The sequence below is a fragment of the uncultured Devosia sp. genome (genome assembly GCF_913055165.1).
Lineage (GTDB): Bacteria > Pseudomonadota > Alphaproteobacteria > Rhizobiales > Devosiaceae > Devosia.
The window spans coordinates 62,327-84,219 of the sequence record NZ_CAJXJS010000003.1; the positions used below are offsets into that span (position 1 = coordinate 62,327).

The following is a 21,893-nucleotide window of genomic DNA, read 5'->3' on the forward strand; positions in this document are numbered from 1 at the left end:
CACAGGGCCCGGCGATAACCTGCACCTTCCCCTTGCCTCTCTTCGCCGTCTCGTGCATCACGCCCGCAAACGGCACGGAGGCACGACATGCGCGTATTGGTCATTGGTTCGGGCGGGCGCGAACATGCATTGGCCTGGAAGATTGCGCAGTCGCCGCTGGTCGAAGCGCTGTTCGTGGCGCCGGGCAATGGCGGGACCGAGGGTCTGGCCACCAACCTCAGCATCGACATCACCGACCATGCCGCCGTGATCGCTGCGGCACAAGAGCACGCCATCGACTTCGTCGTCGTCGGCCCCGATGCACAGGTGGTGGCCGGGCTGGGCGATGATGTCCGCGCCGCCGGCATCACCTGTTTCTGTCCCTCCAAAGCGGCTGGTCAGCTCGAAGGCTCGAAAAGCTTCACCAAGGCGCTGTGCGACCAATTCGATATCCCGACCGCCGCCTATGGCCGCTTCGAGGACGAGGCATCGGCCCTGGCCTATCTTTATACGCAGGGCGCGCCCATCGTGATCAAGGCCGATGGCCTGGCTGCCGGCAAGGGCGTCACCGTCGCGATGAGTGTCGAAGAGGCGGAAGCCGCCATCATCGACTGCTTTGCCGGCGCTTTCGGACAATCTGGCGCCTCCGTGGTGATCGAGGAGTTCATGGAGGGCGAGGAAGTCAGCCTCTTCGTGCTCACCGATGGCGAAGCGATCCTGCCGCTGACCACGGCCCAGGATCACAAGCGCGCCTTCGATGGTGACCAGGGTCCCAATACCGGCGGCATGGGCGCCTATTCCCCTGCTCCGGTGATGAGCAAGGCCATTTATGACGAGACCATGGCCCGCATCATCGAGCCGACCGTGCGTGGCATGGCTCAGCGCGGCACGCCCTATGCCGGAGTGCTCTATGCCGGGCTGATGCTGACCGAGGACGGCCCGAAGCTCGTCGAATACAATGCCCGCTTCGGCGATCCGGAATGCCAGGTGATGATGATGCGCATGGAGAGCGATATCGTGCCCCTGCTCCACGCGGTGGCCACTGGAAGCCTGGCCGGGCATGAGGTGGCCTGGAAGGACGCCTATGCGCTGACCGTCATCATGGCGACCAAGGGCTATCCGGGCGCCTATGGCAAGGGCAGCGAGATCGGCGGCGTCGACGGGCTCGATAGCGATACGCTGACTGTGTTCCACGCCGGAACGAAGCGCGAGGGCGGGCGTTTACTGGCTAATGGCGGGCGCGTGCTCAATGTTACCGCGCTCGGGGCATCGGTCAGCGAGGCACAGGAACGTGCTTACAGAGGCGTGGACGCAATTGTTTGGCCAGAAGGCTTCTGCCGGCGCGACATCGGCTGGCGCGAAATCGCCCGCGAAAGCTGAACCATTCTTCAATCTAAAGACGCTAAGCTACCTTCGGACCGTCTTTGACGCAGGCCCGCCCGAACGCCCGCTGACGCCACTGCAAAGGCGTGGGCTCGCCCTGGCGGACAAGCTGCGCAGGAGGGGTGCGGAGCGTGCCAGGATGAACACGAGCGGCTTACCGAGAATTGGCGTCGCCTTGGGCGGTGGTTCGGCGCGCGGGCTGACCCACATCCCCTATATCGAGGCCATGGACGAACTCGGCCTCAAGCCAGCGGTGATATCCGGCACCTCGATCGGCGCCCTCATCGGGTCGGGCTGGGCCGCCGGCATGACCGGCCAGGAATTGCGCGAACACTCCTTCGAAGTGCTGGGCACGCTGCGCACCATCGCCAGCCGCCTCTGGGCCACCCAGATCCGTGGCCTGGGGGGCCTTCTCAAGAACGGCATTTCCATGCAGATCGAGGCGACCAATGTGGTCGATGCCTTCCTGCCCGAGAATTTCCCGCTGGAATTCAAGGACCTCAAGGTGCCGCTCTATGTGGTGGCCACCGATTTCCAGTCCTGGCACCAGGTGGTGTTCAATTCGGGCCTGCTGCGCCCTGCCATTTCCGGTTCGCTGGCGATCCCAAGCTTCTTCAAGCCGGTGGTCTATAACAACCATCTTCTGGTCGATGGTGGCGTGGTCAATCCGCTGCCGCTCGATCAGGCCGATATCGGCACCGATTTCCTGATCGGCATCGATGTTGCCGGCGACCCTTCGGCCAACCTGACCAAGACCGACCACAAGGCCATCGACATCTGGTTCGGCTCGGCCCAGATCATGATGCATTCCCTGACCGCACACATGATGGCGGCCTATCCGCCCGATATCTATATCCGCCCGCGCGTCTCCCATATCGGCGCCATGGAGTTCTGGCGGGTGCGGGAAATCATCGCCCATGCCGATGCGGAAAAAGACCGCTTCAAACGCATGCTGGCGCACAAGATCGAAGCCTATATCCAGAACCAGATCGAACCGATCGACTCCAACCCCAACGACTGACCCTACTGAGCGACCTGCACCACGACACTGCCCCGCTTGCGGCCGGTATCGGCCTGGGCGTGGGCGGCGGGCATGTCGGCCCAGTCGTAGATCTGATCGATAGGCGGCCGATAGTGCGCTGAAGCCGCCAGGCGACCCAGCTCGACAATATCCTCCAGCCGCTCGTCGGCGGGCCCGGCGATCATCCGTTTGCCTTCCGGCCCCTTGCGCAGGCTGCCCAGCATTTCCTTCATGGCCCCGGCAATGGCGAGATAGCGGCCATTGGGCCTGAGCAGCTTCTGCGCCGTGGCAAAATCCATCGCCCCGACCGTATCGGCGATGACGTCGAAGCGCTCGGCCAGCCCGCTCACATCCGTGCTGTGGTAATCAATCACCGTGTCGGCGCCGAGAGACCGGACCAGATCGAGATTGCCCGCGCTCGTGGTCGCGGTGATCTCAGCGCCCTTGAGCTTGCCCAGTTGCACCATGGCCGAGCCAACGGCCCCCGATCCGCCGAGCACCAGCATGGATTGGCCGGCCTCGACGCCCCCCCGGCGCAGATAGGTCAGCGCCGTGCTGCCGCCAAAGCACAGCGCCGCGGCGGTCTGCATGTCGACACCTTGGGGGATGACTGCCACCGGGCCGTCTTGCTTGAGCACGACATATTCGGCATGCGCGCCCATCTTGCCGCCGGGAAAGGCATAGACCGCCTCGCCGGGCGAGAACTTGGTCACTCCCTGCCCAATGGCCTCGACCACGCCGGCGAGTTCCGTGCCCAGAATGGGCTGGCGCGGACGGTTCCAGCCCAGCGCCAGGCGCCCCAGCGTCTTCATGCCCGGCGGAAAATCGCAGGCGCGGATGCGGCGGTCTCCTGAATTGACCGTAGTGGCATGCACCTTGACCAGGATTTCTCCGGGCTTAGGAACGGGCTTGGGCGCCTCTTCCAGGCGCAGCACTTCAGGACCGCCATAGCGGCGGGCAAACCAGGCTTTCATGTCATCGCTCCTTTGGACCTAGGGGCCCTTTTTGGCGCCGGCCTTCCACTGGAAGACCTCGCCGATCTCGACCCCGAAGACCTCCGCGATGCGGAAGGCGGCTTCGAGCGAGGGGGAATATTTGTTCTGCTCGATGGCAGCGACGGTCTGGCGCGTCATGCCGATGGCGTCAGCCAATTGCTGCTGGGTCATCTCGCCATGGTCAAAGCGCAGGCGGCGGATGGTGTTGGTGATGGGAGGCGGCGGAGGCATCACGCATACCGCCGATATTGCACGATCACGATGATATCGCGCACCAGCGCTGCCACCGCCGTGGCGAACAGCACCAGATTGACCAGCATGATGGCCGTGGCGCCGGCCGGGTCCGCCGCGAAATCGGCGCGGGCAATATCGGTAACAGCCTTGCTCAACAGGACGATTGCGACCAACGCCACCTCGAGCAGCGCCAGGCCGAAACGATTGGAGACCGCCTCGATCTGCGTTTCAAGCTCGTCTGCCGGCGGGTCGAAATCCTGCCTGCCCAGCCATGCGGCCAACAGGCTGGCGGGCAGCATGATGACGACCGCGATGCCGAAGCACCAGAGGAAGCGCCAGAACAGGACGTCGCCATCCAGATTGCGGACGGCGAAGTCCGTCCACACGCTCCAGAAATACCAGCCGAAGATCACCAGCGCCGTCAGCACCGAGATCCAGGCCACCTTTTCACGCATCGTCATGACGAGCCTCAATGGTAAGTTTGATTGCCCTCATATCGATCATTTCAAACATTGTGTCAAGGATTTTTGACATGGTGTGATATGGACCGAACATACCGGACGTCGGCCGGGCGGCTCTCAGTCCCGCAGCTTGCGGAAGAAATCGCGCAGCATCGCCTCGGCGCGGCCAGCCGAGAGGCCGCCAATCACCTCGGGCCGATGGTGGCAGGTGGGCTGCTCAAACAGGCGGATGCCGTTTTCCACCGCCCCGGCCTTGATGTCCTCGGCCGCGAAATAGACCCGCCGCAGGCGCGCATGGGCGATGGCCCCGGCGCACATGGCGCAGGGTTCGAGCGTCACATAGAGGTCGCAGCCATCCAGCCGGCCGGTGCCGCGCACGGACAGCGCCTTGCGGATGGCCAGCAATTCGGCATGGGCAGTGGGGTCCCTGAGCGCCTGCATGCGGTTGCGTTCGGCGGCCAGCACTGTCCCACCCTCCACGATCACCGCACCGACAGGTGCTTCGCCATGCTGCACGGCCTCTTCGGCCAGGGCCAGGGCCAGGTCCATCGGCTTGGCGCCGGTCGCATCGCTCACTTGGGTCCCACCGTGTAATCCCTGGCCGCCATGGCCTGTTTCAGCCCATTCAGTCCCGCCTCCGTCCAGCCCGGCGGCGCGGTCACTTCGACCCAGGCGTCAATATAGTGCTCCGGGGCATAGACATGGCCATGCCCTACCGGCGGCGTCTGGGCAAGTGCCGCATCCAGCGCCAATTGCAGGAAGGTCACCACCGGATACCAGTTGAGCGCCGGCGACACATCAGGCCCGCGCGGCTCGCGCAGCCAATCGGGCCGCTGCCAGTCGGCGTCAAAGGAGAAGAACACGATCGGGTCACTGGCATATTGCAGGAAGACGATCCGCATCGGCCCCCAGGATAGCCCATCCCAGGTGTTGCTGCCCGATTGGTTCATGAAACGGACGGCCGAGGAATTGCCGAAACGCGGCAGCCAGGCCGGGCTGCCGGGCACGCGGTTTTCGGTCATGCGGCTCCAGATGGGGCTGGAAAAGGGCGGCCCGGCCCAGAGCGCGCCATCAAAGGGATCGGCCAGCACGTCATAGACAGTGGTCGAGTTCTGCGAGGCCAGGGCCCCCAGGCTCAGGCCATGGAGATAAAGGCGCGGCCGCTCTTCGCGCGGCAATTGGGTCCAATAGCCATAGACGGTGTTGAACAGCGCCTGGGCGGTCTCGGTGCCAAGCTCCGGCTCGATCCACAGCGACAGGACGCTGGGCAGGTAGGAATATTGCACCGCGACACTGGCGACATCGCCATGATGCAGGAATTCGAGCGTGTCGATGGCCGCCGGGTCGACCCAGCCCGTGCCAACCGGCATGACCAGCACCAGCACCGAGCGCTCGAAGGCGCCGATGCGCACCAGTTCGGCCAGCGCCAATTGCGCCCGGTCCTGTGCGGTGGGTGCCGAGCGCAGGCCGACATAGGTCCGCAGCGGCTCCAGGGCGGGTTGCCCGGTCACGGCAGCGATCTCGGCAGCATCGGGGCCCGATTGCACATAGATGCGGGAATCGCGGCCGATCGTGTCCCAGTCGATCAGCGATTGGGCGCTGCCGGTCTGGCGCCAATCGGCCGGCGGCGCCACATCGGTCGATACCAGCGCGTCCAGCCGCTGATAGGAACTGTCGGCCGCCCGCAAGGCGGCGCGCAGGAACAGATTGTTGACCAGAATGCTGACCAGCATCGCCACCAGCGCCGTGGCCAGCACGAAGGCGGCCCGCCGGGGCATATGCGGGGTCAGCCAATGCCAGACCAGCCGAATGATCGTCACCAGCAGCTTGCCAATGATCAGGATGACCGCCGCAATGGGCAGGGCCACCGAGGCAATGACCAGGGGTTGGCTTTCATCGACCGGAGACATGCCCATGACCGCGCGGACCGAGTTCTGCCAGGTATTGGAATACCAGAGCGCCACCAGCACCAGGCCCAGGCACACCAGTCCGACCAGCACGCCCAACAGGCGCGTCACCCGCCCCGGCGGCACCTTGAGCCCGAGATAGCCCCAGAGCCAGTGCGCCAGATTGCCGATGCCATAGCCCAGCGCAAAGCAGCCGCCCGAGAGCACGCCCTGCACCAGTTCGGTCCGCGGCAGCAGCGATGGCGTGAGCGACAGCGCGAAAAAAACCGACCCGACGAGCAGCCCGGGCGGCGACAGATGATAGGCCACCGCATCCCACACGGCATTGCCCCGCTGGGCCCAATCCTTCGGCACACGGGGATGGGTGGTCGTCATGACGCTAGGTGAACCCGGATGGCGAGGCGGGTCAATGGTGGGACGGGGCGATCAGGCGGTGTTGCGCAGGCTGGTTTGGGGAAGGCCTCTAGATCGCGTCGATCAACAAGATCACTCCCTACAAGACGAACTCACCCGTGACTCTCCAGCTGCCAGCAAGCTGTTCCTGGTTCGTCTTCGACCCACAATCATCTTCTCGCAAGATCCCAAATTATGGGCTCATAGTACCCTGGCGGTTGGAACGGCCCCAAGTCCGTCGCCCCCTTCGATAATCGACCAGTCTCGAATGTCCAAATTCTGAATAGCCACAGCATTTCATGAAGTTGGAAAATTGGGTCGATGTTCATCTCTGGTAAGGGCCTTTTATTCATGCCCTCCAAAATTCTAGAGTAACCCTCGGTAAATTTCTTGAAACACTCGCCCGATCCGGCAAGCCGCCCATTGCTAACGTCCGACCAATACTTCGGCTTTACGAAGTCCAGATATGGGTGCGAAATAACAGTGTTGTCCCAGTCAATAATTCTAATACCACTTCTCGTCAGGAACAAATTAAAAGGATGAAGATCGTTATGACATAAAACAAAGGGGTGATTTCCCTCAAAAGACTGATGACCTGTAGTCATCCTATTCTCTACCCAATCCTCAAGCTGACCTCGTTCCACGATCAACCCGCTGGACTCATTTCTGTCGATGATCTCTTTCTTGACCGCCTCCAAATACGCTCGCGCCTCCAATCCATCCTTTTCAAGGGAGGTCAGCGCGCGCGCGAATTTCCTGTCGTGCATAGCAGCTATGATGCATCCAAGTTCATAGTAATTCCGGGGTGTAGAAAACGAGGCACCTGTCTGTCCCTCAAACCACTCCGAAACCACATATTGATGCCCAAGATGAACGCCAAAACCATAAATATCCGGTCCAGGATAGCGGCTTATTACGCCCCTATTAAAGAAGTCAACATCCTTCGACTCAGCATAAATCAACGCACTTCTTAACACTTCAGAAGTAATTGATTCACCATCATCCGTCAATTCATACAATTTTCCTACGAATGATTCTTTAAATATTGATTGATCGTATCGGAATATTTCTTTATTTTTCTTTCTCCTTATACACAAATCCCTTTCAGCTGACCTGACAACAAAGACTTGATTGAAAGTGCCCTCGTGACGTTCTTGGACAGCAGTAAGCTGTCCGCCCTCCACCAATGCAGCAACTTCCAACACCTCACTCGCTGGCACACTGCTTCGCCTCTGGACCAAATCGCGCCATCTACTCAATTCTTCGTATGCCCTGGTATCATCAGGCTGCATCGGCCTATCTCTATAGGAAATTTTACTGACGATCGCGCGTTGCGACCACCGTCGGGAGCGCGACCTTAGGTAGCGGACGATTGGATTGCGGTTTTCGTACGCTTCCAAACGTTCAAGCAGCAACTGGCCTTGAACCGTCGCCCTTTCCAGTCGCAGTCCGAGTCGATACAGTTCATCTGTGACGAGCGATTGAAACTTTCCACCAACTTCTCTTGCAGGTCTGATGCGACTCAACGTTCGCTCGATATCGCGTTCTAGATTTCGGGCGATTATGTGAACTCGCATGAAATCGCGCGACAAAAATCTGGGCAGATGAGCTAGTTGCTCGACACTGGTAACTTTGAAAAGCTCCTCCTCGCCCGAACCAGGCCTTCCCCTGAAACTAAATCGCTCAAGGGCCTCCAGAACGTCCCGCTTAGTTATTCGCTCGCCCAACAGTTGAGACAACTTGCTGAGATTTGTAGCGTGCTGCCGGGTGAAGTTGTGCATCTCTGCGGACAACAGTGTGATGATTTCGGCTTTTAGGCGCCGCCTGTCGCCTTGTGTGTCCCATCGATTAAAGATGTTAATACCCAAACCAACTGCCGCGCTAACTAAGACGCCAACGAGCGGCCAGAGCGTGATTTGATTTGTGGAGAGTGCGGCCACAGCGACCGAGTAGGCGGCGAACGCAGCGGCCAGGAGAAACGCTAAACGCACTTTTAGCTCCATGATTGGGCTCTGCACAGATCGATATTACAGTTTGAGTACTCTCGATAGCGTGTCGAAGCTGAGTGCCCCCAAAAAGAAGTGTGGAGCCGCTGCAGATAAACCTCTCTAAAGCCATGGCGGCAAGCAGGTGAGCGAAAGGCACTCCCGCAATCGGCGCTAGACGAGAGTATCGTGATGTCGATATCCCTGTGCAACCGTTCGCAATTCCGTCGACTTCTGCAACACTGGCAGACCCGTGGCGAAGGCGTTCGCCACCCACTGCCCGCCACCTTTCGAACCGGCCCGAGGCAACGTCGCTCAAGTCGAGCGAATTCAGGCGCGAAGGCAAGGAGGCTGGGTTGGGGTATTCTCTTATCATAGCACCTATCCATCTTATCCCCACCCCAAAAACCTCCCGCATAATGCCCTCATTCCTCTCGCGATAGGGCGGCCTGCAGCGACCAGTGGCGGGAGGGAAAGCCGGGCATGGGGCAGTCGCGTGCCGTCATGGTCTGGGGGTCGGCGGGTGAGAGTTCGCGCCTGCTGTCGGTCTTTTGATCGGCAGCTGAAAGCGGGTGCCCTGGGGGTGCTCGTGCCGGACAGCTCGCCAAGTTATCCCCTATCGAGAAATCCCGGCGTTCCCGAGGCGGCTTTCGTCTCAGTTTTTTAGTTTCAGGGACGACGGTCGTCTCGGGACTCCGCTCTTTTCTCGTAACCGCGAGGCCAGATGGCCGGGGCGGCAATCTCGGTTGGGTACAATCGCCGATGCGGGTCGGCAGGGGTGGCGCGCTCGCCTATATTGGCTGACAGGAGAATCGCCCTTGCCCATCCGCCAATTGCCCGAAGACCTGATCAACCGCATCGCCGCCGGCGAGGTGGTCGAGCGGCCGTCCAGCGTGGTCAAGGAACTGATCGAAAATTCCATCGATGCCGGCGCGCGTCGCATCACCGTGACCACTGCCAATGGCGGCATGGACCTGATCCGCATTGCCGATGACGGCCATGGCATGGATCGGGACGACCTCCTGCTCTCGGTCGAGCGGCACGCCACTTCCAAGCTCAGTGCCGACGATCTCGACGACATCCGCACCCTTGGTTTCCGCGGCGAGGCGCTGGCCTCGATCGGCTCGGTGGCGCGGCTGTCGGTCGCCTCCCGCACTGCCGAGGCCGAAAGCGGGCTGGCGCTGGTGGTGGACAATGGCCGTCGCAGCGGCCCGGCCCCGCAGGCGATGAACCGGGGCACCGTCATCGAGGTGCGTGATCTCTTCGCCCAGGTGCCGGCGCGGCGCAAATTCCTCAAATCCGCCCGGGCGGAAACCGCCGCCATTACCGATGTGGTCAAACGCCTGGCCATGGCCAATCCGGCCGTGCATTTCGTGCTCGAGGGTTCGGATCGCACTGCCGCCAACTGGCCGGCCGTCACCGGCGAAGGCGCGCTGGGTGCCCGGCTCGGCCAGGTGATGGGCGCCGACTTCGTCGACAATGCCGTCACCCTCGCCACCGCCCGGCACGGCATCGTGGTGGCCGGCATGGCCGGGCTGCCCACCTATACGCGGGCCAATTCCCTCAGCCAGTTCTATTTCGTCAATGGCCGCTCGGTGCGCGACAAGGTGCTGGTGGGCGCGGTGCGGGCGGCCTTTGCCGACTATGTGTTCCGCGACCGGTTTCCCGTGGTCGCGCTCTATATCGCCATCGACCCGGCCGAGGTGGACGTCAATGTGCATCCGGCCAAGGCCGAATTGCGCTTCCGCGATCAGGGCGCGGTGCGCGGCGCAGTCATCAAGGCCATCGGCACGGCCCTCGCCAGCGCCGGCTTCAAGGCCTCGACCAGCGTGGCCGAGGACATTCTGGGGGCTTTTTCGGCCCCGGAAATGGCCGAGCCATCCGCGCCGGCGCCGGTCGCCCCGGCGGCATCTTCCCATCAGCCGCAACGCTTTGACGGGCGCCCGGATCGGGGCCCGCTCCATTTCGACCGGCACCCGAGCCAGCTTGCCGGCTTTACGGCGCCCAGCGCCCGGGTCGAAGAATTCGAGCCGCAGGCCGAACCTGTCGACCATCCGCTCGGCGCTGCCCGCGCGCAGATGTTCGACAATTACATCATCGCCCAGAACGGCAATGGCCTGTTGCTGATTGACCAGCACGCGGCCCATGAGCGGCTCGTCTATGAGCGCTTCAAGGCCCAGCTGGCCTCGGGCCCGGTCCCCAGCCAGGCGCAGCTCATTCCGGTGATTGTGGAACTGCCCGAAGAGGATTGCGCCCGCCTCGAGGAGGCCGCGCCGGAGCTGGAAAAATTCGGGCTCTATCTCGACCGCTTCGGCCCCCGCGCCATCGCCGTGCGCGAGACCCCGGCCCTCCTGGGCAATACCGATATTTCCGGCCTCGTCCGGGACCTGGCCGATGGCCTTGCCGAATGGGACAGCGCCGCCGCGCTGACCGCGCGCATGGAGGCCATCATCGGCCGCATGGCCTGCCACGGCTCGGTGCGTTCGGGGCGGCGGCTGCGCGTCGACGAAATGAATGCGCTTCTCCGCGACATGGAAGCAACCCCCCATTCAGGCCAGTGCATCCATGGCCGCCCCACTTATGTGGAGCTCAAGAAGGACGATATCGAACGGCTGTTCGGCAGAAGTCGTTAATGAATTGTTATTGACTTGGAAGAACAAAAGCGCAACCTTTGCTTTGGGAACAAAGGGGGTACAAAAATGCGCATTGTATTTGGGCTGGCCTGCTTGTTGTTGTCTTGCGTGCCCGCGGGGGCGGCTCAGGAGGGCGAATTGTTTTCAGGCTGCCGCGATCTGGCGCCAAAGCCTATGCCGAGCCCGGCCGGCAAGGGGGCCGAAATGGGCGAAGATCCCGCCCTCTGGCTCCCAAAGCTGGTTCCGCCGCTCAAAACGCCCATGCGCTCCGCCGAACCCTGCCTCAAATGACAATCGCCGGCCGCCGAGATCGCTAAGCCGCTTTCGGCCCGACATAACGTGACTGCGGGCGAATGAGCCGACCGGTTTCGATCTGCTCATGGGCATGGGCCACCCAGCCGCCAACGCGGCCGGCGGCGAAGACGCCAGTGAAGGCCTCGCGGGGGAAGCCGAGGGCTTCGAGCAGGAGAGCGGTGAAGAACTCGACATTGGTCTCGAGCGGGCGACTGGGCTTGGCGGCGCGCAATGCAGACAAGGCGGCCGCCTCTACCGCCTCGGCCAGGGCGAGCCGGTTCGTATTCATGCCGCCGGCCGCGCCGAGACGCGTCAGTGCCGCCTTGAGGGCGTCGGCGCGTGGATCGCGGACGCGGTAGATGCGATGTCCAAAGCCCATCAGCCGCTCGCCACGCGCCAGTTGCGCGGCGATCCAGGGACCGGCCTTGTCCGGCATGCCGATGGCATCGAGCATGTCGAGCACAGGTCCGGGTGCGCCACCATGCAGCGGCCCCTTGAGCGCGCCAAGGGCGGCCAGCACTGCCGAGGCATAGCCGGCACGGGTGGAGGCCACGACGCGGGCGGTGAAGGTCGAGGCATTGAGGCCATGGTCGGATACCGTCACCAGATAGGTGTCGAGCGCCTGGGCCTGCGCTGCCGTTGGCTGCCGGCCATTCAGCATGGCCAGCATGTCGGCGGCGTGGCTCAGGCCCGGATGGGGCGGCACCGGCTTCTGCCCCTGCCTGACGCGGATCAATGCCGGCAGGAACACGGCAGGCGCAGCAATCTGCAACAGAGCCACCGACTTGTCCTCCCCATCTGGCAGCCGTGCCATAAGAGCACGGAGACCTTCGGTGACAGACAGGGAGATCAGATCCGCATCGAGCCATGCGACCTCCCGGAACACCCGAAGCCGCGCCTGCCCCAGTTCGGCACGCACCGCCTCTTCATTGGCCGAGAGCAAATCGGGCAGCAGCAATGCCAGGACGGCTTCGTAGCTTTTGCGTGCGGCCAGGGAATCCAGGCTGTGGCCACAAATCACAAGACGGCCATTGGCGCCGTCGACTTCGCTGAGGCGGGTTTCGGCAGCGATCACATCATCAAGACCAGACATGTTGCATCTCCTTGCTGTTTCCTTTTCAATCGAGCTAATCAAGATTGACGTCAATCTTGATGCAATTGATCAATGCGAGGTCGCATGAGCTGGCTCACTGCCGAACAGGCCCTGGCGCAATTGGGCACCAAGCCGCAGACGCTTTATGCCAATGTCAGCCGTGGCCGGATCGGCGCCCGGCCTGACCCGAACGACCCCCGGCGGAGCCTCTACCGGCAGGAAGATGTCGAGCGGCTGGCGGCGCGGCAGAGGGGACGGCGCCCCGCAGGCACCGTGGCGGCAGAGACCATCGCCTGGGGCGAGCCGGTGCTGGAAACCAGCATCGCGACCGTTCGGGACGGGCGCCTGTTTTACCGCGGGCAGGATGCCGTGGCGCTGGCCAAAACCGCCACGCTCGGCGCTGCGGCGCGTCTGCTTTGGAGCGCTGGGGGCGAAATTGACTTTGCCGGTCGCGCGCGAGCGCAGGCGCCCGGCATGGCTGCCGCCTATCGTGCAGTGGCTGAACTGGCAGCAACGGATATGCCCTCAGTCGGGCGCAGTCGCACCGTGCTGCTGGGCGATGCGGCGCGCACGGTGGCCTTCCTGGCCGGGGCACTGGCGTCGCCGGGCTCAGTGCCGGTGCATCAGCGCCTGGCGTTGCAATGGGCGCGACCGAACGCTGCCGATGCGATCCGGCGGGCGCTGGTGCTGCTGGCCGAGCACGAGCTTAATGCATCGACCTTCGCGGCGCGCGTAACGGCTTCGACCGGCGCGCCTCTGTCCGCTGCGGTCATGGCCGGGCTGGCGGCGCTGTCCGGCCCCCTGCATGGCAATGCCAGCCAGAGCATGGCCCGATTGGCCGAGGAGGCCCAGCGGCAGGGCGCCGAAGCGGCGGTGGCCGCATATTTGCGGCAAGGGCAGAAACTGGTCTGCTTCGGCCATCGGCTCTACCCCGATGGCGATGTGCGCGCCGCAGCCTTGATGCAGGCTTTCCCGCTGCCTCCGGTCTTCGCTGAGCTGGCCGCTGCGGGCGAGCGCCTGGCCGGCGAAAAACCCAATATCGACTTCGCCTTGGCCGCCATGACCGCCGCATTTGACCTGCCCGCGGACGCGCCCCTGCAGATTTTCGCGCTGGCCCGCAGCGTGGGCTGGATCGCCCATGCGCTGGAGCAGGTGGAAACAGGCGCGCTCATAAGGCCGCGGGCGCGATATATAGGACCGGAGCCCGAGATCAGTTGAAGACGCTCGCCCCCTTGTCCGCCACGCCCACCAGGCTGCGGAAGCCGGCGAAGAGCTCGCGGCCCATGCCGAAGTGTTGCGGGCGCAGGTCTTCAGTGGCCGGAGTGCGGGAGAAGAACTCCTTCTCGTCGCCCAGGAATGTCAGCGTGCCTTCATTAGCGTCGAGCCGGATCATGTCGCCGTCGCGGATCTTGCTGATCGGCCCGCCATCCATGGCTTCAGGTGTCATGTGGATGGCGGCCGGCACCTTGCCCGATGCGCCGGACATGCGTCCATCGGTCAGCAGGGCCACCTTGAAGCCGCGGTCCTGCAGCACACCCAGGGCCGGGGTCAGCTTGTGCAGTTCTGGCATGCCGATGGCTTTGGGGCCGGAGAAGCGCACCACAGCGATCATGTCGCCGGTCAATTCGCCGGCCTTGAATGCGGCCTGCAGACCTTCCTGGCCATGGAACACCCGGGCCGGTGCCTCGACCACGCGATGCTCCGGCTTGACGGCAGAGACCTTGATGACCGAGCGGCCGAGATTGCCCTTGAGCAGCTTTAGGCCGCCGGTGGGCTGGAACGGCGCCTTGGTACCGGTCAGAACCTTGGGCAGGGCGCTCTCGGCAGGCGCCTGCTCGAAGCTGAGCTTGTCCTCGATCAGCTTGGCTTCGACGGTGTACCCCGAAAGCCCCGTGCCCCAGACGGTCTTGACGTCCTCATGCAGATAGCCGTCATTAAGCAATTCCTTGATGAGGAAGCCCATGCCGCCCGCGGCGTGGAAATGGTTCACGTCGGCAACGCCATTTGGATAGACTCGCGCCAGCAAAGGCGTGGCATCGCTGAGATCGCTCATATCGTCCCAGGTCACCTGCAGCCCGGCCGCCGCCGCCATGGCAATCAAATGCATGGTGTGGTTGGTCGAGCCGCCCGTGGCGTGCAGCCCAACCAGGCCATTGACGATGGCCTTCTCGTCCATGATGTGACCGATGGGCGTATAATTGTTCCCCAAGGCGGACAGCGACAGGGCCCGCTTGGTGGCCTCGCGGGTCAGTGCGTCGCGCAGCGGGGTGCCGGGATTGACGAAGCTGGCGCCGGGCAGGTGCAGGCCCATGATCTCCATGAGCATCTGGTTGGAATTGGCCGTGCCGTAAAACGTGCAGGTGCCGGCCGAATGATAGGACTTGCTTTCGGCCTCGAGCAATTCGGCGCGGCCGACCTTGCCTTCCATATAGAGCTGGCGAACCTTGCTCTTTTCGTCGTTGGGCAGGCCAGAGGGCATGGGTCCGGCCGGGATGAAGACCGCCGGCAAGTGGCCGAAAGAAAGGGCGCCGATGACAAGACCCGGCACGATCTTGTCACAGATGCCAAGATAGACTGCCGCGTCGAACATGTTGTGGCTGAGCGAAATGGCCGTGGCCATGGCGATGACATCGCGAGAAAACAGCGAGAGATCCATGCCGGGCTGGCCCTGGGTAACGCCGTCGCACATGGCCGGGACGCCACCGGCCACCTGCGCGGTAGCGCCGATCTCGCGGGCTGCTTCCTTGATGATGTCGGGATAGAATTGATAGGGCTGATGGGCGCTCAGCATGTCGTTATAGCTGTTGACGATGCCCAGGTTCAGCGTCTTGTTGCCGGCCAGCGCCGCCTTTTCAGTCGGCGAGCAGGCGGCAAAGCCATGCGCGAGATTGCCGCAAGAGAGCGCCGCGCGATAGACGCCCTGTTCCCGGGCGGCATCGAGGCGATTGAGATAATCGCGACGGCTGTCGCGGCTGCGCGCGGCAATGCGGTCGGTCACATCCTGGATGGCCTGGCGGACGGTCATGGCAAGTCTCCAAAGCTAGGCAAGGACACGCCAGAAGGGGGCCGCTGGCGCGGTTATCCTTGCATCAACAAACCGGTGTCGTTCAGCGGCCAGGGTGGTCAATTGGGGACCACCCCAGGAGCCTTATGGACACCAGTAAACAGTCACCGGCGCGCCGGAACGCAAGACGGCGCGGATCGGCATGTCTTCTACCGGGCCATCACCCAGCGCGGATTCCAGCACCTCGGCCTTGCCCTCGCCTTCAATGTGCAAGTAGAGGCCCTCGGTCTTGAGCAGGGCTGGCAGGGTGAAGGTCACGCGCGGTTCACCAGCGCCCGGGGCGCGGATAGCGAGCGTCGGCCCGGGCGCGGTCAGCGCCGCGTCAAGCGTGTCACCACCGGGAAAGAAGCTGGCCGTATGCCCGTCATTGCCCATGCCGAGCACCACGGCCGCGAAGGGCTGGGGCAGGTCCGCCATCAGCGCGTTGGTCTTGGCAATCGCCCCATCGCTGGGCTCGTCGCCACCGGAATAGAGCGGGAAAAAGCGCGCTGTGGCGGCCGGGCCTTGCAACATCTTCTCATTGACCAAAGCGGCGTTGGACCGGTCGCTGGTTTCGTCGACCCAGCGCTCGTCAACCAGGGTCACCACGACCTTGGACCAGTCGATGTCCTTGGTCTTGCCCAAGGCCTGGAAGAACTTTCCCGGTGTTGACCCCCCGCTCACCGCGATGGAGGCCGACCCGCGCTCGGCAATGGCGGCGCGGATGCGATCGGCGACCGACTCGGCGAGTTCCTTGGCCAGGGTCGACTTGTCGGCGAAGCTTCGGCGCTCGATGGTCACGAATGCGGTCCTTCATACCAGGTCCGACCGTCGCGCTCGATCAGCGCCACCGCTCCGCTCGGGCCCCAGGTGCCAGCGGTATAGGTTTGCGGCGGCTCGGAAGACCGGTCCCAGGCCTGGCGGATCGGGTCGACCCACATCCAGGCGGCTTCGAGTTCGTCACGACGCATGAACAGGGTCTGGTTGCCACGCACCACGTCGAGCAACAGCCGTTCATAGGCTTCAGGCGTGCGTTCCGTGAAGGTTTCCGCAAAGCTCAGATTGAGCGGCACCTGGCGCAGGCGCATGCCGCCGGGACCCGGGTCCTTGATCATCATCATCAGCTTGACGCCCTCGTCCGGTTGCAGACGGATGATGAGCTTATTGGCCTTGGGTGCCCCTTCAGCGTGATCAAAGATCGAATGCGGAATGGGCTTGAACTGGATGCAGATTTCCGAGACCCGCTCAGCCATGCGCTTGCCGGTCCGCAGGTAGAAGGGAACGCCAGCCCAGCGCCAATTGTCGATCTCGGCCTTGAGCGCGACAAAGGTCTCGGTGTGGCTGCCCTTCTTGTCCTCGGGCAATTCGTCCTGATAGCTGGCCACCGCCGCGGTCTCGGACTTCACGCCGCGATATTGTCCGCGCACGGTCTTGGTGGCCACTTCGCCATTGGTAATGGGCCGGAGAGCGCGCAATACCTTGAGCTTTTCGTCACGGAGCGCGTTGGCGTCGTCGCTGGCTGGCGGCTCCATGGCCACCAGGCAGAGGAGCTGCAGCATGTGATTCTGGATCATGTCGCGGAGGGCGCCGCTCTCATCGTAGTAGCCGCGCGTGCCGGCGCCGACGCTTTCGGCCACGGTCAGCTGCACATGGTCGATATGGGCCGAATTCCAGATCGGCTCGAACAGGGTGTTGGCAAAGCGCAGCGCCAGCAGGTTCTGCACCGTCTCCTTACCGAGATAGTGATCGATGCGGTAGACCTGATCTTCCTTGAAGATCTTGGCCACACCGTCATTGATTTCGATCGACGAGGCCAGATCGTGGCCCAGCGGCTTTTCGATGACCACCCGCGCATCGCGGCGGTAGACCTTGGTCTTGGCGAGTTGTTCGGCGATGGGCTCGAACAGATCCGGCGCGACCGCCAGGTAGAACGCGCGGACCACTTTGGGGTCATCGCGCAGTGCCTTTTTGATGTCGCCCCAACCGGCCTCATCGGAGACGTCGTTGATCACATAGGAGAAGATCGTCAGGAACCGCTTGATGGTGGCGGCGTCCTGGTAGTCCTTCTCGACGAACTGGGCGATGGCATCGCCGGCAAGCTGCTGGAATTCGGCGTTGGTCAATTTGGACCGCGAGACGCCGATGATGCGGCTTTGCTCGTCGAACTGTCCATCCTTGAAGCGGTGGTAGAGCGCCGGGATCAGCTTGCGCTTTGTCAGATCGCCGGTGGCGCCAAACACCACATAGTCGAAGGGCTGGACGGGAATGATACGGCTGGACACGTGTGGACGTCCCTCAGTTTGACGCGAAATTCTGCCGGGCGAGGATAATCGCGCCATGCAGGGGTTCGAATTTTGGAAGAGCGACGAAATCGCCATAATGCTGCTGGAGCGTCGGGAACAGGCGCTGTCCCAGGCCGCCGACAATGGCCATCACCGTGGCGCCATGCGACTTGAACCAGTTCACATAGGTATCGATGTAGCCGATCTCGATGGCCAGCAGCTTGCGGGCGACTGGATCGTTCTGTTCGAGATAATCGAAGAAAAGCGGCATGAGCTTGCCAAATTCGCCCGGCGCGCGGCCAACCAGGGCATCATCGCAACCCTCGGACCCGTCGCGGCTCAACAGCTTCAAATCCATCTCGGTGGCAAAGGACCAGGTCATAACGGCCTGATTGTCGCCGCCAAGCGCCGCAATCACCGCTTTGGTCAAGGGCGAGGCTTCGACCAGACCATCCTCGGCCTCGACCGAATAGCGCACCAATTCGCGCCCGAGAATGGCACCGCTCATCTGATCACCGATGTGGAAACCCCAGCCGCCGGCCTGATGGCGCTTTCCATTGACTATGGACATGGCCGCCGAACCGGTACCGATGATGACCACGCCGCCCTCGCCGCCGCCCAAGGCGCCGGCATGGGCAATGTCGATGTCGTCATAGACCCTGACCCCGGCAAACGGCCAGGGGCGCGCAGCAAAGGCATCGCGGGCCGAATCCATGCGACCGCCGGCCATGCCAAAACAGGCATAGGTGTTGGCCGCCTCGGCAAAATCAATGCCCGCGGCCTTGAAGACATCGCGCGCGCCCGCACTGATCGCCTTGTAAGCGGGCTCGCCGCCGTCGATCTGCAGGTTCGAGCGACCGTTCTTGACCTCTGCCAGCGTCTCCAGATTCTCATTGGCCAGGCGCACGCGGCAATTGGTGCCGCCTCCGTCAACGCCAAGGTAATATCGCGGCACGAAAGGCATCTCCGTGGATGTGTGGGAGGCTCAAAGGCAAGACGCGAACGCCCTGCCCTAGCGCTCCCAGACTAGGTGGTCAATTCGGCGCGGACCATAATGCGAAAGGCGCTAAGACGAAAGTAGTAGACCCAATAAAATATCGACGCCGCATCCGCCTACCCTATCCGCAGCTTGAGCTGACAATGGACAAGCGGAACGGCTTGCCTCATTGGCCCGTTTGGAGCGAAACTGTTCTGGACCGAGAAGGGCAGCGGCGGCGCCCTGCAGAGGATGACCATGACACGACATTGCCTGGTCCTGGGTGGTGCCCGCTCAGGAAAGACCGCTTTCGCGGAAAGCCTTGCGCTGCATGCCGGCTCCAAACCGGCTTATCTGGCGACAGCGACAGTTCTTGATGCGGAAATGAATGAACGGGTTCGCAGCCACCAGGCCAGCAGAGAGCAGCGCTTCACCACCATCGAAGAGCCGATCGAGCTTTCGCACGCCATCCTCAAGGCCGGTGCCGCCCATGATGTCATCCTGGTGGACTGCCTGACCTTGTGGATCACCAATCTGCTGCTGGCCAATGAGGACGTCGCCACCGCCGTCACCGAGCTTTACGGCACGCTGGCCGAAGTGCAGAAGGCCAAGGTGATTCTGGTTTCGAACGAAGTCGGCATGGGTATCGTGCCCGACAATGCCATGGCACGCACTTTCCGGGATCTGGCGGGGTCGACGCATCAACGGTTGGCGGAAATATGCGATGATGTCTATTTCATCGCCGCCGGCCTGCCCATGACCATGAAAGGCGAGCCGCCAGGCCTGGTCAGCTGATCAGCATCATCAGGGCGATGGCACAGCTCAGCCCCAGGAGCACACCCAGGGTGCGGCGATAGAGCAGCAGGGCCAGCATGATATCGCTGGCGCCCAGCCCTGCTTTCCCGCTGCCGAAGGCCGGAAGGTCGACCAATTCCCCGTCGTAATGGCGCGGGCCACCGAGCTGGAAGTTCAACGCGCCAGCAAAAGCGGCTTCGGGCCAACCCGCATTGGGCGAAGCGTGCTTGGCGGCATCGCGCCGAGCCGTTTCCCAGGCCCGCCCCGGGCTGGCGCCGGGGGTGAAGAAGCAGGCAATGGTGACCAAGACCGCCGTCAGGCGCGCCGGAACCCAGTTGAGGGCATCGTCCAGCCTTGCGGCCGCCCAGCCATAGTGGCGATAGCGGTCATCAAGGTGCCCGATCATGGAGTCGGCGGTGTTGACGGCCTTGTAGACGGCTATGCCGGGCAGACCGAAGAGCAACAGGAAAAGCCAGGGCGCGACGACGCCATCCGAGGTGCTTTCGGCCAGCGTTTCAACAGCAGCGCGCGCCACCCCCGCCTCATCGAGGGATTGCGGATCGCGCCCCACGACATGGCTGACGGCGTCCCGGCCGGCGGCGAGGGATGAGCGCAACGCTTCAGACACGGCCTCAACCGCGCGACCAAGTTCCTTTTGCGCCAGCAACGTCGTGGCCAGCAGCATTTCGAGGAGCCATCCAAGCGGGATCCAGGAGAGGATGGTCCGGATGCCGACGGTGACGATCAAGACTGACAGGAGCAGAAGGCAAAGGGCCACGATGCCGGCCAGCTTTCGCTGGGCCGCAGTGCGGCTTGTCGTGTTCAGCCTCTCTTCGCAGAAGCTGATGAGCTTGCCGAACCAAACGACTGGATGGCCGATGGTGGCGGACAGTCTCTGGGGATAACCAAGCTGTCGTTCCAGCGCCAGCGCCAGGGGGGAAATCAGCGGGTCCATGTCTCAGGTCTTTACAGTTTCGGCCAGGGCCAGCAAATGATCGATATCGATATGGGTTTCGAGATGGTTCGCAAGCCCGTCGAGTGCGCTTTCCACCTGCGCTTCAAACGCGAGATCGGGACTGGCGGCAGACCCGAGCATGGCGCGCCGGAAGCCGTCGGACGCAAACAGTCCATGCAGATAGGTACCCGCGACGCGCCCATTGGCGCTGATGGCGCCTTCGAACTGGCTGCCGACCCGGGCGAAGGCGCGCGCCGTGTCTGAACCGGTCGTGACACCCATATGCATATGATAGCCCGACAGCGCCTCGCCCGAGGCCAGGTGCGTGGCCGTTTCGACCCGCAACTGCTTTGCCGGGCCCAACATGGTTTCAACGTCCAGCAATCCAAGCCCTTCGCTGGTGCCGGGTGGTCCTTCGAGACCATCAGGATCGGCTATGGTGCGGCCCAACATTTGATAGCCGCCGCAGATGCCCATGATCCGGCCGCCGGAGCGGAAATGGGCGAGGATGTCGATGTCCCAGCCATTGGCGCGCAGGGCAGCCAGGTCAGCGCGGGTGGCCTTGGAACCCGGCAGGAGGATCAGATCGGCGTCTCGCGGGATCGACTGTCCGGACTGCACAAGGGTCACTGCCACCCCCGGCTCGGCGCGCAGGGGATCGAGATCGTCGAAATTGGCAATGCGCGGCAGGCGCGGCACAGCGATGTGAAAGGCCCCCTGCCCTGTCTCGAGGCTTTCGAGAGCCAGAGCGTCCTCCGCAGGCAATTTCGCCGCATCGGCGAAATGCGGCACCGGGCCGAAACAGGGCAGGCCTGTGCGGGTCTCGAGAAAGGACACGCCCGACGCGAAGAGGGCCGGATCGCCGAAAAAGCGGTTGATCAGGCTGGCGCGAACCAGCGTCGCATCGGCCGGATCGATAACCGCCAAGGTGCCAACAATGGACGCAATGACGCCGCCGCGGTGAATGTCACCAATCAGCACCACGGGGACATTTGCGGCCCGGGCAAAGCCAAAATTGGCAATGTCGCCCTGCCGCAGATTGACCTCGGAGGCGCTGCCAGCGCCCTCGACGAGGACATAGTCGGCGTCAGCGGCTACGTTCGAGAATGCATTGAGGACTTCGGGTAGAAGCTGGGCGCGGTTGGCCCAATATTGCCGGGCACTGAGACTGGCGCGACGCTGGCCGCGGACGATCACCTGCGATCCGGTCTCGCCCTCGGGCTTCAGCAAGACCGGGTTCATGGCCGTCAGTGGCGCTCGGCGGGCGGCCCGCGCCTGCAGCGCCTGGGCCCGGCCAATCTCGCCCTCATCCGCGGTGACCGCGGCATTGTTGCTCATGTTCTGCGGCTTGAAGGGGGCGACTGAGAGACCGCGATTGGCCAGAGCGCGGCAAAGGCCCGTCACGAGGAGGGACTTGCCGACGTCGGAGCCTATACCCATGAACATCAAGGCTTTGGTCATGGC

General features: G+C 63.1%; 18 protein-coding genes. 5 read left to right on the top strand and 13 right to left on the bottom strand.

Features of this window, described 5'->3' with window-relative positions; translation table 11 throughout:
* Nucleotides 1–87 precede the first annotated feature (87 nt).
* Entirely contained in the window at nucleotides 88–1,359 is a 1,272-nt protein-coding gene (gene purD, locus QZ564_RS02210) for a phosphoribosylamine--glycine ligase (protein ID WP_297103972.1), read from the top strand.
* A gap of 142 nt (nucleotides 1,360–1,501) precedes the next feature.
* Entirely contained in the window at nucleotides 1,502–2,383 is an 882-nt protein-coding gene (locus QZ564_RS02215; protein ID WP_297103973.1) for a patatin-like phospholipase family protein, read from the top strand.
* A gap of 2 nt (nucleotides 2,384–2,385) precedes the next feature.
* Here the strand turns inward: QZ564_RS02215 and QZ564_RS02220 are convergent, their stop codons facing one another.
* The 6 genes from QZ564_RS02220 to QZ564_RS02245 form a co-directional block, all read right to left on the bottom strand.
* Nucleotides 2,386–3,357, bottom strand: a complete 972-nt coding sequence (locus QZ564_RS02220; protein WP_297103975.1) for an NAD(P)-dependent alcohol dehydrogenase — start codon at nucleotides 3,355–3,357, stop codon at nucleotides 2,386–2,388.
* An 18-nt stretch (nucleotides 3,358–3,375) separates the two neighbouring features.
* Nucleotides 3,376–3,609, bottom strand: a complete 234-nt coding sequence (locus tag QZ564_RS02225) for a helix-turn-helix transcriptional regulator (protein ID WP_297103977.1) — start codon at nucleotides 3,607–3,609, stop codon at nucleotides 3,376–3,378.
* A complete protein-coding gene (locus tag QZ564_RS02230) occupies nucleotides 3,609–4,073 on the bottom strand; it encodes a hypothetical protein (protein ID WP_297103978.1) in 465 nt (154 codons plus the stop codon). Before QZ564_RS02230 ends, QZ564_RS02225 begins: the two co-directional genes overlap by 1 nt.
* A 117-nt stretch (nucleotides 4,074–4,190) precedes the next feature.
* On the bottom strand, nucleotides 4,191–4,622 hold the full coding sequence (locus tag QZ564_RS02235; RefSeq protein WP_297104084.1) for a nucleoside deaminase: 432 nt from the start codon (nucleotides 4,620–4,622) through the stop codon (nucleotides 4,191–4,193).
* A 23-nt stretch (nucleotides 4,623–4,645) separates the two neighbouring features.
* Complete coding sequence (locus QZ564_RS02240) at nucleotides 4,646–6,355, bottom strand: alpha/beta-hydrolase family protein (protein ID WP_297103979.1); 1,710 nt, start codon at nucleotides 6,353–6,355, stop codon at nucleotides 4,646–4,648.
* Nucleotides 6,356–6,543: 188 nt separating this feature from the next.
* Complete coding sequence (locus tag QZ564_RS02245) at nucleotides 6,544–8,376, bottom strand: aminoglycoside phosphotransferase family protein (protein WP_297103980.1); 1,833 nt, start codon at nucleotides 8,374–8,376, stop codon at nucleotides 6,544–6,546.
* An 800-nt stretch (nucleotides 8,377–9,176) separates the two neighbouring features.
* On the opposite strand from QZ564_RS02245, the gene mutL reads away from it, so the two are divergent.
* Nucleotides 9,177–10,991, top strand: a complete 1,815-nt coding sequence (mutL, locus tag QZ564_RS02250) for a DNA mismatch repair endonuclease MutL (protein ID WP_297103981.1) — start codon at nucleotides 9,177–9,179, stop codon at nucleotides 10,989–10,991.
* A gap of 313 nt (nucleotides 10,992–11,304) precedes the next feature.
* Here mutL and QZ564_RS02255 read toward each other — a convergent pair whose 3' ends face one another.
* Entirely contained in the window at nucleotides 11,305–12,378 is a 1,074-nt protein-coding gene (locus QZ564_RS02255) for a citrate synthase (protein ID WP_297103982.1), read from the bottom strand.
* A gap of 84 nt (nucleotides 12,379–12,462) precedes the next feature.
* Between QZ564_RS02255 and QZ564_RS02260 the strand changes: the two genes are divergently transcribed.
* Nucleotides 12,463–13,596, top strand: a complete 1,134-nt coding sequence (locus tag QZ564_RS02260) for a citrate synthase family protein (RefSeq protein ID WP_297103983.1) — start codon at nucleotides 12,463–12,465, stop codon at nucleotides 13,594–13,596.
* Here the strand turns inward: QZ564_RS02260 and edd are convergent.
* The 4 genes from edd to QZ564_RS02280 form a co-directional block, all read right to left on the bottom strand.
* Nucleotides 13,589–15,403, bottom strand: a complete 1,815-nt coding sequence (gene edd / locus QZ564_RS02265) for a phosphogluconate dehydratase (protein WP_297103984.1) — start codon at nucleotides 15,401–15,403, stop codon at nucleotides 13,589–13,591. The genes QZ564_RS02260 and edd overlap by 8 nt on opposite strands.
* A 123-nt stretch (nucleotides 15,404–15,526) precedes the next feature.
* The gene (gene pgl / locus QZ564_RS02270; protein ID WP_297103985.1) at nucleotides 15,527–16,222 is read right to left on the bottom strand and encodes a 6-phosphogluconolactonase; all 696 of its coding nucleotides are present in this window, start codon (nucleotides 16,220–16,222) and stop codon (nucleotides 15,527–15,529) included.
* On the bottom strand, nucleotides 16,219–17,703 hold the full coding sequence (gene zwf / locus QZ564_RS02275; RefSeq protein WP_297103987.1) for a glucose-6-phosphate dehydrogenase: 1,485 nt from the start codon (nucleotides 17,701–17,703) through the stop codon (nucleotides 16,219–16,221). Before zwf ends, pgl begins: the two co-directional genes overlap by 4 nt.
* A gap of 13 nt (nucleotides 17,704–17,716) precedes the next feature.
* A complete protein-coding gene (locus QZ564_RS02280; RefSeq protein ID WP_297103989.1) occupies nucleotides 17,717–18,658 on the bottom strand; it encodes a BadF/BadG/BcrA/BcrD ATPase family protein in 942 nt (313 codons plus the stop codon).
* Nucleotides 18,659–18,937: 279 nt separating this feature from the next.
* On the opposite strand from QZ564_RS02280, the gene cobU reads away from it, so the two are divergent.
* A complete protein-coding gene (gene cobU / locus QZ564_RS02285; RefSeq protein ID WP_297103991.1) occupies nucleotides 18,938–19,474 on the top strand; it encodes a bifunctional adenosylcobinamide kinase/adenosylcobinamide-phosphate guanylyltransferase in 537 nt (178 codons plus the stop codon).
* On the opposite strand, the gene cbiB is transcribed toward cobU, so the two are convergent.
* Nucleotides 19,467–20,429 carry an adenosylcobinamide-phosphate synthase CbiB gene (cbiB, locus tag QZ564_RS02290; protein WP_297103993.1) on the bottom strand — a complete coding sequence of 321 codons (963 nt, stop codon included), beginning with the start codon at nucleotides 20,427–20,429 and terminating at the stop codon, nucleotides 19,467–19,469. The genes cobU and cbiB overlap by 8 nt on opposite strands.
* A 3-nt stretch (nucleotides 20,430–20,432) precedes the next feature.
* Entirely contained in the window at nucleotides 20,433–21,890 is a 1,458-nt protein-coding gene (locus QZ564_RS02295) for a cobyric acid synthase (protein ID WP_297103995.1), read from the bottom strand.
* Nucleotides 21,891–21,893 lie beyond the last annotated feature (3 nt).